This is a genomic window from Acinetobacter guillouiae (genome assembly GCF_002370525.2).
In the GTDB taxonomy this organism is placed as follows: Bacteria; Pseudomonadota; Gammaproteobacteria; order Pseudomonadales; family Moraxellaceae; genus Acinetobacter; species Acinetobacter guillouiae.
The window spans coordinates 871,040-885,519 of record NZ_AP014630.1 but is presented as its reverse complement, the minus strand read 5'-3'; the positions used below and the strand labels follow the sequence as shown (position 1 = coordinate 885,519).

General features: G+C 35.1%; 1 protein-coding gene and 1 pseudogene. Both read right to left on the bottom strand.

The features are described 5' to 3' along the window. Window positions 1–422 precede the first annotated feature (422 nt). Window positions 423–1,630: pseudogene (locus AS4_RS04155) on the bottom strand (IS256 family transposase). A gap of 483 nt (window positions 1,631–2,113) precedes the next feature. Further along, window positions 2,114–14,470 (bottom strand): calcium-binding protein, encoded by a 12,357-nt coding sequence (locus AS4_RS04150; RefSeq protein ID WP_096733308.1) that lies wholly within the window; start codon window positions 14,468–14,470, stop codon window positions 2,114–2,116. Window positions 14,471–14,480: the final 10 nt, after the last annotated feature.

Below are 14,480 nucleotides of genomic sequence, written 5' to 3'. Positions count from 1 at the left end.
AAAGGACTCAAACTATTTTAAAGCTTGGCTCACTCGTATCTTCACTAAGAGAATAAACATTTAACTCATATACAAAGAATAGGTTATAATAATTTTGTAGCCTATCAGAGCTCGCAGTTGTTACAACTGTAAACTTACCACCCAAGTGCGTGTTAAGTGGTATCTGTTAGCAATGTATGATAATAGCTATCTCACATAGATGGCTATTTTCATTTAAGATTTTACTATTAGATATCCTGTTAATTTTGAAAAAATGGTCGATTAAAATGATGTTAAATATAGACTACGCCATAGAAACAGTATAAAAAGATCAGGTAAAACAATGAAAGCTGTTGAGTTTGAATAGCCACTAAAATTCTAGATACACTTAACCATCTTTTGATGGGCCGAGCCTGTAAATTATTTTGTGTAAGTTCCATTTTTTATAAATGATCTTTTAATCGATCATCGAAGTGAATCGTAAACCAATTCATCTCCAAACGCCAATTTTGAATTGGCATTGTCCATTTCTTAGCAGCATTGGTTGTTGCTAAGTAAATGACTTTTTTGACTGAATCATCTGACGAGAAGATCTTTCGCTTCTTGGTTGAATGGCGGATCACGCTATTCAACGATTCAATTGCATTGGTTGTATAAATCGCATGACGTATTTCAGCTGGATAGCTAATTATTGTACGGATATTCTCCCAATTAGCTCGCCAGGATTCTCCAATTTTTGGATATTAATGATTCCACTGATCACAGAAGATATCTAGAGATTTTAATGCATTTTACTCTGTACTTGCCTGATAGATCACTTTAAGACCAGCTGTAACAGCCTTGTAGTCTTTCCAGCTTACAAATCGCAGGCTATTGCGTACAACATGCACGATACACAGCTGAATGTCCGTATAAGGATAAACAGAGGCTATGGCATCAGGAAAGCCTTTTAACCCATTTACACAGGCAACAAGAATATCCTGTACCCCTCGATTTTTGAGTTCTTTCATGACGGATAGCCAGAATTTGGCACCTTCTGTCTGAGCGATCCACATTCACAGCAATTCTTTCTAACCATCCATATTAATGCCTAAAGCAAGGTATACAGATTTGTTAATCACATTGGAATGTTGACGGAATTTTACAACAATACATTCGAGATAGACGACAGGATACAGACTATCCAATGCTCTATTTTGCCACTTAGTCCTTGCTCAATCACAGCATCGGTAACTTTGCTTATGAGTGATGCTGAGACATCTGCATCGTACATTTCTTTGAAGAATGCGACAATTTCTCTATTGGTCATTCCTTTTGCATACAGTGAAAGGATTTGGTCATCCATATTGGTAATGCGCGTTTGATGCTTCTTGATAATTTGTGGCTCAAATGAACCGTCTCGATCACGGGGAATATCTAAAGCCAGTTGCCCATCTTGAGTTGAAACGGTTTTAGAACTAAAACCATTACGGCTATTTGAGCCTTTCTTAGGCTGATGCTTTTCATAACCAAGATGATCTGAAAGCTCTGTATTGAGTGCAGTTTCAATCATGAACTTTTTAAATATGGCTGTCATTTGGTTTAGGTCTTCTGGTGTTTTTAGACCTTTAGCCAATTCAGCAGCCATACTTTTGATTGGTGCTTCATGCATGTGAAGTACCTTTTGTAATTATCCTTTTCAGGATAAATGAAAATTAAGTACTTACACAAAATTTAGAACAGTCCCTAATCAATTGCTTGCTGTTTAAATTCTGGACTAAAGCGTTTAGCTATTTTTACATCTCCAAAGTTAACCTTACGTTATCTTTAGAGGGACTATGTGTCCATTATTTTTTCTAGGATCACTCGTTAATTAGCCATTTTATCTAACTAAAGAGTGTCTACAAAATCTGTGGCTGTTCAACGCTCTTTTTGATTTTTCTCATACACAATCTTAAATTGAAGCTCAGCCTCATCAGGAAGGTCTTCATAAGACAGCAGGTTAACTTTCTTATAATAAAACTCTCCGAGCTTCTTCATGAGAAAGTAAAGACCGAGCTAAGAGCTTAACTCGATCCTAAATAGAATATTCTCAATCTTTTTCAAGGTGAGACTTAGTCGAATAAATGAGTGATAACTCATTTAATCTTTAATATCAATACAAAATTTCCGACTTAATCAACATATCTTCTAAATAAGAATCTTTAGGTTTGACATGAATAAGTTCATTCCAATTTTTGTGATTCAATATATTTATATCCTTTTCTGTGGATAATTCCCGACTGAAATCATTTACTAGCTGATGTCCAATATTACTTTCAATTTCATTCGAATTTTCAATGTCACCAATCAATTTAGATAAATCAATTGCCGATGATTTTGAACCATTCAATAAATTGGAAAGTTTTCCAATATTAGGTTGGTTATGAACACTACTAGAAATTGAATATTCAACTTGATTCGATTGGTTTGTTTGTGCCAGCACAGCAGGAAGTGCATCGATAATATTTCCATTAATCGCTATATTTTGAACATTAAATAATGATAATAACTCGTTAGCAGCTTGTTCATCACTTACCAATTTTGATTCTTCCGATTGGTTCAATGTATTTTCTGCTGCAACATCCATATTAGCACCTTCAGTTAAACTCATTGGCGATGCAATACGGCTAGAGGATGCTGTTGTTGGCATTGTTAAACCAAATGCTCCAAAGATTTGACCAGCAGTCAATGAACCACCTGTTTCAAACTCAAAGGTTTCAACAACTTTAGCACCACCTAAAAAGAAGTCTTTTACTGTCACTTTATTGGCATTACTACCATCCAGTTTAAGAATCAGATCATTTCCAGACTTGTTAAGATATTGTCCAATTTGATTGAAGGTGATTCCATTTTTGAAAACCACTTTATCTGTTCCAGACACTTCAGTAATGGTTAAAACACCAGTCGTATAGTTATAGGTTGTATCTCCTACCGCATTAGTATTTGGTGTTTCACCACCAGTACTTGGTAATGTTAATCCAAATGCAGTGAAAATTTGACTTGCAGTTAGCTGTTCGCCTGTTGCCAGTTGGAATGTTTCAACCAATTTATCACCTGCAAGGAAGAAATCTTTCACAGTCACTTTGTTGGTTGCACTTCCATTCACTTTAATAATTAAATCATTACCTGATTTAGTGAGATTGCTACCCACTTGGCTAAATGTAATGCCACTCGCAAATACAACTTTATCCGTACCAGACACTTCAGTAATGGTTAGATCGCCTGAAGTATAATTATAGATCGTATCTCCAGCTGCATTCGTTGTGCCGCCAGTCCCAGGCATAGTTAATCCAAATGCAGTGAAAATTTGGTTCGCAGTGAGTTGTTCACCTGTAGCTAATTGGAATATTTCTACCAATTTATCACCACCAAGGAAGAAGTCTTTTACCGTGACTTTGTTGGTCGCACTTCCATTTACTTTGATAATTAAATCATTACCTGATTTAGTAAGATTGTTACCCACTTGGCTATAAGTAATACCATTTGCAAATACAACTTTGTCATTACCTGAAATTTCAGTAATGGTTAAATCACCTGAATTGTAATTATAGGTCGTATCTCCAGCTGCATTCGTTGTGCCGCCAGTCCCTGGCATAGTTAATCCAAATGCAGTGAAAATTTGGTTCGCAGTGAGTTGTTCACCTGTAGCTAATTGGAATACTTCTACCAATTTATCACCACCAAGGAAGAAGTCTTTTACCGTGACTTTGTTGGTCGCACTTCCATTTACTTTGATAATTAAATCATTACCTGATTTAGTAAGATTGTTACCCACTTGGCTATAAGTAATACCACTTGCAAATACAACTTTGTCGTTACCTGAAACTTCAGTAATAGTTAAATCACCTGACTTGTAATTATAGGTCGTATCTCCAGTTGCATTGGTTGTGCCACCAGTCTCTGGCATAGTTAATCCAAATGCTGTAAAGATTTGGCTAGCTGTAAGTTGTTCACCTGCCGCTGTTTGGAATGTTTCAACTAAATAATTACCAGCAAGGAAGAAGTTTTTAACTGTCACAACATTTGTTGTGCTTCCATTTACTTTAATCAGTAGATCGTTGCTTGATTTGGTTAAATTAGAGCTGATTTGGCTCATCGTAATTCCACTAGCAAACACCACTTTATCTGTACCAGAAACTTCAGTAATGGTTAATGCACCACTGCTATAGTTATATGTCGTGTCTCCAGCAGGATTCGGCATTTCTGTACCACTTCCAGAACCGTTTACTTTTGTGGCGATTTGCGCAGCAGTAATTGTGTATCCACCATTTGGTTGTACTGATGAAATTGCTTTTTCACCACCTAAGAAATGATCTTTCACTCGAATCGATTGGTTTGCATTATTATCAATTGTAATCAGTAGGTCATTATTTTCTTTTGTGAATTTAATGCGATCTTCTGTAATACCTTGATCCATCAACCAAATCACATCTGTACCACCACCAGTCTGGTCAATCGTATCAACGCCATCTGTGAGATAATAATAATATTTATCATCACCTGCACCACCATCTAATATATCTGCTCCAGCACCACCGATGAGTGTGTCATTTCCAATTCCACCATAAATAGAATCATCACCTGCACCACCATCAAGATAGTCATTACCAGCACCACCTTCCAATCGATCATTTCCAGCTTGTGCCCAAATGGTGTCATTGCCATCTAATCCTTGAATTAAATCTTTGCCTGACGTTCCATTGATTGTTTCTGAAGCACTTGTGCCTTCAAGAACTGTATCGTATAAACCACCATAAGCTTGTGCTTTAATAATTCCATCTATGTCTTTGGCTGTGATTGGTGATTGCCCATTGGCTTGAACTGAGGAAATTGCTTTCTCTCCACCTAAGAAATGGTCAACAATCCGAACGGTTTGATTGGCATTTTGGTCAATTGTAACAACTAGATCATTGCCAATTTTACTAAAACTAATGCGATCACGAGTGATACCATTATCCATCAACCATAATACATCTGTACCACCACCTGTTTGGTTAATGATATCAGCACCATCTGTGAGATAATAATAATATTTATCATCACCTGCACCGCCATCTAATGTATCTAAACCATTACCACCTCTTAAGATGTCATTTCCTTGACCACCATAGAGGGTATCATTTCCGTCACCACCATAAAGGGTATCATTGTCCTCATCTCCGAAGAGTGTGTCATCCCCTTCATTCCCTTCTAAATAGTCAGCACCTGCGCCACCATAAAGAGTGTCATTCCCTGCTTGCCCCCACAGAGTATCGTTGCCTACTCGACCATAGATAATGTCGTTACCAGCACCAGCGTATACTTTGTCATCGCCAGCATCCATTTCAAAGATTTCATTACTATCTCGATACCCCCAAACTTCATCTGTTCCTGCAGTTCCATGATAAGTAACATGATTTTCAATATAACTATTATTCCAGACAGTTTGGTCAGCAAACTGTATTTCATTAATTTTATAGTGACCACCATTGAAATAATTTTGAATAGTAACCTGATCCAAATTATTGCTGTGCTTTATAACTAAATCTGCACCATGACGATGTAAGCTAATATTCGTAGCGTTAATATCTGAACCAAATCTCAGCACATCAAAAGATACAGCGACATTATTATAATTTTGTCCAGCTTGGCGTTCGATAATCGTATCTTGGCCATCACCCAGATTAAATAGATAGACTTCATCACCAAATGATCCATTGATGATATCATTACCTTTTCCACCTTCAATATAAACAGCGCGTTGTGCTTCTGTTAGTTCATCATCGATTGGAATATGGTAGCCATCAGCATCTTGAACGAACTCACTGCGATTATAATCATCCACAAAAACCCTCCGATTTACATCGACTGTCAATGTGTCGTTTCCATCACCACCTGAAAGGTAACCAGCATCATTACCTAGTTCTGTCAATGTAAGTTGATCATCTCCATTACCACCAAATAAGCGTCCTTGACCAGAAAGAATATCATCTCCATTTTGCCCTTCCAGTATTCCATTACCTGTAATGACGTCATTTCCATCACCACCGAGTAAATGTCCTCGGCCTGTGATTTCATCATCACCAATACCGCCGTCTAAATAACCAGAACCGTTAATGATGTCATTACCTGCTTCACCATAAACAAAATATTGTAATTCAGGGTTTTCACTCCATACTTGGCTACCATTTACAATATCATTACCTTCACCAGCATGAATAACATCATGATCGGTAGTCCCTTCAATAACATCGTCTAACTCAGTACCTTTCACCGCCTGCACATTTAGATCATCTAGATTCCATTTTGTTCCATCATCGAAATGAATAAATTGTATTGGCTTGTTATAACCATATTGCTCAAATTGAGATTGAATAATCAGCTGATCACCAGTTGTTCGGTGAGTGATCACCATATCTTGACCAACTTTTCGAATCACCAAATCCATTGGGTTTATACCAATGAATTCAACTATATCGACTTCATTATTATTTTTATATTCATTTTGGATTTGATCATTTCCCCATCCTAGATTAAAACGGTAAATATCATTCCCAGCACCTCCACTGAGTAAATCATCACCTTGATCACCATTTAGGATATCATCACCAATTCCACCAATAAGAGTGTCATCTCCTTCACCACCATTGAGGGTATCATTTCCATTTCCACCAAATAATTCATCATTATCTAAACCGCCATAGAGTTGATCATTACCATCACCACCTTCTAGTCGATCTGTGCCTGAACCACCTTTAAGCTGATCATCACCTGATCCACCGTAAATTTCATCAGCATCTGCCCCACCTTCTAAGTAGTCATTTCCTGCATCGCCATACAATTTATCCTGACCATCCCCTCCATAGAAAGTATCGTTTCCGAATTTACCATACAAGATGTCATCACCTGCACCTGCTGATATTTCACTACCTGTCTCATAGGCTTGTAATATTTCTGAAGCATCTGTACCTATAAGTACCAAAGCTTTTATAGCTTCTACATTTAAAACTGTATTGTCTGAGAACTTAATTAAATCAATTTTATAATTACCTGCCGCATCATTAATAAAATAATTTTGAACAGTAATACTATTCTGACCATCAAGTGTTTTTATGATGAGATCATCACTTTCTCGACGATAGGTGAAATTACTTTGAACTAAACCATTGGTAAATTGAATAATATCTTGGCGATTTTCTAAATAATCATAATTTAAAATGATGTCATGACCAAAATTAGGGGCAAAAATATAAGTATCATTACCAAAACCACCCTCTAAATTGTCGTTTCCTTCCCCACCATTCAGAATATCATTTCCATTTCCACCAAATAATTCATCATTATCTAAACCGCCATAGAGTTGATCATTACCATCACCACCTTCTAGTCGATCTGTGCCTGAACCACCTTTAAGCTGATCATCACCTGATCCACCGTAAATTTCATCAGCATCTGCCCCACCTTCTAAGTAGTCATTTCCTGCATCGCCATACAATTTATCCTGACCATCCCCTCCATAGAAAGTATCGTTTCCGAATTTACCATACAAGATGTCATCACCTGCACCTGCTGATATTTCACTACCTGTCTCATAGGCTTGTAATATTTCTGAAGCATCTGTACCTATAAGTACCAAAGCTTTTATAGCTTCTACATTTAAAACTGTATTGTCTGAGAATTTAATTGAATCAATCTGATAATTTCCTGCTGCATCATTACTAAAGTAATAACGAACAGTAATACTATTCTGACCATCAAGTGTTTTTATAATGAGATCATCACTCTCTCGACGGTAGGTGAAATTGCTTTGAACTAAACCATCTGTAAATTGAATGACATCTTGGCGATTTGATGAATTATCATAATTATAGATAATGTCATGACCAAAATTAGGGGCAAAGATATAGGTGTCATTTCCTGATCCACCTTCTAAATAATCATTTCCAATTCCACCTTTAAGCTGATCATCACCTGATCCACCATAAATTTCATCAGCATCTGCCCCACCTTCTAAGTAGTCATTTCCTGCATCGCCATACAATTTATCCTGACCATCCCCTCCATAGAAAGTATCGTTTCCGAATTTACCATACAAGATGTCATCACCTGCACCTGCTGATATTTCACTACCTGTCTTATAGGCTTGTAATATTTCTGAAGCATCTGTACCTATAAGTACCAAAGCTTTTATAGCTTCTACATTTAAAACTGTATTATCTGAGAATTTAATTAAATCAATCTGATAATTTCCTGCTGCATCATTACTAAAGTAATAACGAACAGTAATACTATTCTGACCATCAAGTGTTTTTATAATGAGATCATCACTCTCTCGACGGTAGGTGAAATTGCTTTGAACTAAGCCATCTGTAAATTGAATGACATCTTGGCGATTTGATGAATTATCATAATTATAGATAATGTCATGACCAAAATTAGGGGCAAAGATATAGGTGTCATTTCCTGATCCACCTTCTAAATAATCATTTCCAATTCCACCTTTAAGCTGATCATCACCTGATCCACCATAAATTTCATCAGCATCTGCCCCACCTTCTAAGTAGTCATTTCCTGCATCGCCATACAATTTATCCTGACCATCCCCTCCATAGAAAGTATCGTTTCCGAATTTACCATACAAGATGTCATCACCTGCACCTGCTGATATTTCACTACCTGTAGCATAAGCTTGTAATATTTCTGAAGCATCTGTGCCTATGAGCACTAGAGCTTTAATAGCTTCTACATTTAAAACTGTATTGTCTGAGAATTTAATTAAATCAATCTGATAATTTCCTGCTGCATCATTACTAAAGTAATAACGAACAGTAATACTATTCTGACCATCAAGTGTTTTTATAATGAGATTATCACTCTCTCGACGGTAGGTGAAATTACTTTGAACTAAGCCATCTGTAAATTGAATGACATCTTGGCGATTTGATGAATTATCATAATTATAGATAATGTCATGACCAAAATTAGGGGCAAAGATATAGGTGTCATTTCCTGATCCACCTTCTAAATAATCATTTCCAATTCCACCAATTAAAGTATCATTTCCAGCATTACCATATATTTGATCATCGCCCGCTAATCCAGAGAGCTGATCATTGCTGCTATAGCCCTGAATGACATCGTTATCTTCTGTCGCGCCAAGAACTTTATCTTTAATTACATCAATATCCCAAATTGATCCATTTGAAAAAACTATTTGATCTATACGATATGCTTTAGGACCATTTGCATCAAAATAACCTTCGACTTTGATTTGATCACTTTCAGAATATTTAATGATTAAATCATTGCCAACACGTTTTAAGCTTACACTTTCAGGTGCAATACCTTCATTAAATGTAACTTGGTCTAATTTATTACTGGTATTATCATAACTACGAATAGTATCTACACCATCACCCAGACTAAAGATATATGTATCATTACCTGATCCACCATCTAAATAGTCATTACCCGTTCCACCTATTAAAGTATCATTACCAGCATTTCCATATAGTTGGTCATTCCCAGCTAATCCAGAGAGCTGATCATTGCTACTATAGCCCTGAATTATATCTACAGAATCACTTGGAACTAAAACTTGATTTTTAATGTAATCTACATTCCAATTAGTTCCATTTGAAAAAACTATTTGATCTATACGATATGCTGTAGGACCATTTGCATCAAAATAACCTTCGACTTTGATTTGATCACTTTCAGAATATTTAATGATTAAATCATTGCCAACACGTTTTAAGCTTACACTTTCAGGTGCAATACCTTCATTAAATGTAACTTGGTCTAATTTATTACTGGTATTATCATAACTACGAATAGTATCTACACCATCACCCAGACTAAAGATATATGTATCATTACCTGATCCACCATCTAAATAGTCATTACCCATTCCACCTATTAAAGTATCATTACCAGCATTTCCATATAGTTGGTCATTCCCAGCTAATCCAGAGAGCTGATCATTGCTATTATAGCCCTGAATTATATCTACAGAATCACTTGGAACTAAAACTTGATTTTTAATGTAATCTACATTCCAATTAGTTCCATTTGAAAAAACTATTTGATCTATACGATATGCTGTAGGACCATTTGCATCAAAATAACCTTCGACTTTGATTTGATCACTTTCAGAATATTTAATGATTAAATCATTGCCAACACGTTTTAAGCTTACACTTTCAGGTGCAATACCTTCATTAAATGTAACTTGGTCTAATTTATTACTGGTATTATCATAACTACGAATAGTATCTACACCATCACCCAGACTAAAGATATATGTATCATTACCTGATCCACCATCTAAATAGTCATTACCCGTTCCACCTATTAAAGTATCATTACCAGCATTTCCATATAGTTGGTCATTACCAGCTAATCCGAAGAGCTGATCATTGCTACTATAGCCCTGAATTATATCTACAGAATCACTTGGAACTAAAACTTGATTTTTAATGTAATCTACATTCCAATTAGTTCCATTTGAAAAAACTATTTGATCTATACGATATGCTGTAGGACCATTTGCATCAAAATAACCTTCGACTTTGATTTGATCACTTTCAGAATATTTAATGATTAAATCATTGCCAACACGTTTTAAGCTTACACTTTCAGGTGCAATACCTTCATTAAATGTAACTTGGTCTAATTTATTACTGGTATTATCATAACTACGAATAGTATCTACACCATCACCCAGGCTAAAGATATATGTATCATTACCTGATCCACCATCTAAATAATCATTTCCAACTCCTCCGATAAGAGTGTCATTTCCTTCACCACCATATAAAGTGTCATTCCCTAAATCTCCATTTAAAAGGTCATTACCATTTTCACCTGATAATCTATCATTATCATCCCCTCCATAAACAATATCTTCACCATCTCCTGCATTAACAATATCATCACCCATTCCAGCATAAATAATATCATCCCCCCCCAAACTATTTATATTATCATCGCCAGCCCATGACTTAATTTTATCATTACCATTAGTACCAGTGATTGAATCATCTAATACAAACACAGATTCCAATAATAAATCTCGTATATTCTCATCTAAAATAGATTGGGCACTTAAAGTAAACTGTTCTATTAGTTCCTTATACAATACTGGTGAATTAGGATCTAAACCTTGTACAATAAATTGAAATTGTTCAATTTCAATTTTACCAACCTCATAATCCATAAAGAATAAATTCATCAACCCTTTAATTGCTAAACTAAAGTCACCATGCCAAGTCGTATTAACTAGAGTCCAACTCACTTCCCTAACCTGTGTAGGATTTAGAACATTTTCAACATATTTATTAGGCTTTAGGCTATCCCATGTAGTTGCGTATATTTTATTAGGTATATAGACGCTTCCACTTGACGAACCAGACCCACCAGCTGGTGGTTGAATCAAAGGTGGAAAAGGATCATATGATTCATATAATCTTTCTTCTTGAAATGCGACTAAATCAATCCAGTCCTGTTTAACTGTTTGACTTAATAACTGGACATAAGCACTAGATAATATTTTTTGGAAATAACCATCTAAATCATTAACATTTCCTGGATTCCAATTTTTCCATTCAAGCTCTTTACCATAAATCACTTTAACTATTTCAAATTTTTCAATACTCGAAATATTTTTTACTTCAGTTGCCGTTGAAAGTTTTTTATTTGTCCAAAAATACAAAATTTGATGAGTTAATAATACTTGCTGATCAGAAGGTGTCTCGCTAAATGCACTAACAAGTTCTTTAAGTTTTCCTGTCAAATCTAATTGCATTGCATCGTGTAACGATGTAGCAGAACCATAACCAGGAAAATCAGGAAGCTCTGAAATATCTGTATCAATACTTTCAACTGTTTCATTTGGGTTTTGCCAAACTGTTTCTGAAGTATTTACCTCAAAAAGTAAAGTTTCAGCTAAACCACTTTTTATTTGAGTAATACCATTTTCAACTACTGTCTGTGTAAAACTTCCTTTATTTGTGTGAATAACATTATTTTCATCTAATGAATTAATTAATTGATTACTTAATGAAATTGAAGTTATACCTAAACTAGATAATGTAAATAATTCATTACTTTGTGAAATTCCATCTTGATTAATATCTTTCCATATCTTTAATTTCTGAAAAATTAAATCACTACCATTAATTAGACCATCTTTGTTTGAATCATATTGTTCTAATGCTTTGAAACCATCACTTGCTTTACTGCCATCAGGTAAAATCGTATCTGTTCCAAATAATTCTTTTCCATTATCAATTTTACCATTTTCATTTAAGTCTAGAACAACAAAACCATCTGTTGCTTGAACCCAAGATGTTTTTTCAGCGAAACTATTTCCATCCATGTCAAAATAAACATCAGTCCCAAGTGGAGTGGTACTAATTTTTCCATCATGATTTAAATCTAATACTAATGGATCGTATTTTGTAGGAGGAATAGGAGGTGGAGCTAATGGAGGTTTAGGTTTTGGATATTCTGGAGGTGGTGGTTCTGATCCATCTTTATAAACAGTTACATAAAATCTTACACCTAAATCTGTATCATCCTTACTTCTTGTATCTAAAGCTTCTGTAGTTAGTTCTTTATATTTAAAATTGATATCACCTAAAACAATGTATCTTACCCAGTCTTTCCCACTAGATATTACGGATAGTCTTCCACCACCAGTTGATTTATCATTTATATCATAACCTTTCGAAATGAAATCAAGAGCTGGAGGAGGCGATAAGCTATCAGATTTATAACGCATTTCTGCGCCCAATAAATTTTTATTATTATAATAAAGTATTCCTTTTCCATCCTCATCATTAACTAAAGTTTTATAATAAGCCTTATAAGTATCAAATCCCTCACCACCTTTTAAAGTATCATTACCTTTACCTCCATAAAGTATATCGTCCCCTTTACCACCGTATAAATAGTTATCTTCAGTATCTAAAGGATCATCTTTTTGTCTACCAGCATATAGCTCATCATTACCTTCACCACCATATAAAGTATCTCCATTTTTCCCGCCATAAAGCTTATCATCTCCATTTCCACCTAATAGTGTATCTACATCATCCCCACCATAGAGAAAATCTTTACCATCCCCACCACGGATATAGTCTTCTCCTTTATATCCCCAAGCATAGTTTATTGTGCCTTTATCAATGGCATCATCATTAATATCGGATGTAAAAATTGAATCATCCCCATCACTACCATGAATGGTGTCATTACCGGCTCCTCCTTCTGCATAATTTTTACTGATATCTAATGCAATTTTAGCTGGATCACTATCACTGGCTAAATAAAGTGAATCATTACCATCTCCTCCACTCAGCCGATCTGATCCTAATCCCCCATAAAGATAATCATTACCTGCACCACCATATAAGTAATCATCACCTCCACCACCATATAATTTGTTTATAGTCCCTGCATCATTAGGGTCATTGTCTTTATCACCAGCATAAAGTTCATCTGAGCCATTTCCCCCATAAATGTTATCGCTACCACTTCCACCATATGCTTTATTGCCAACTTGATCTAATTTAGCTGCATTTTCAGCACTAGTTAAACTAGTATCGATTTCACTGACAACTAGGACATCATCCCCAGCACCGCCATAAAGTTCATCACTACCAGAGCCACCTATTAATACATCATTTCCCTCACCTCCATAAAGAAAATCATTATCAGCTCCACCATCAAGATAATCATTTAACTTATTACCTATTAAGATATCATTACCGTCATTTCCAAAAATTGTATATTTTCTATTGTAAATTCCTTTTATATCATTACCACCAGTTTTATCATCTATTAAAACAACAACATCTCCAGCCCAGGGGTTTAATCCATCTGGTATATAGTTTTCAACAGTTGATATTATCGGTTGAAGTAATTCTACAGAACTATCTAAAACAAAACTAACCCCATCTAAAAATAGTTTTAAAATTTCATCTTTATGTATTAATTGTTTATCATTCCATTCAGGTGCTAAATTCATTCCATTGCTTATAGCTGCAAAAAGCATTGAAAACACATTAACTACAACACCTAAAGGACTCGCTCTAGTAAATTTCGATAACTCTGAAAATATAGCCGTCGCATCCGAAAATATATCCAAAACTAATGTTTTTTTTACAAATCCATTGTTATATTTAGATGACCCTATTGTAACCGTATCAATATAATCATTAACATTTAAAGCCAATCTATCTGAAAGTGTTACAACCCTAACTAAATTATTAGCTATATTTAAATTATTACTATTCGGAAATAAATCAATAACATCTTGAACTAATAACAAAAAAGACCTAAAAGCCTCTCTATTATTACCAGAATTCGCATTATTAAGTTCAGAGTAAATATTATTTATTGCACTTATTGTTGAAGATAAATCTCCACCAGCATTATTAGCTTCAAACATTTTCTCTCTATTGTTTAAAAAACTACCAATTCTACTCATATCTCACCTT

What these genes read in the sequence shown, in the direction of transcription:
- AS4_RS04150 (WP_096733308.1), bottom strand. Translation starts at nt 14,470, where the DNA reads ATGAGTAGAATTGGTAGTTTTTTAAACAATAGAGAGAAAATGTTTGAA.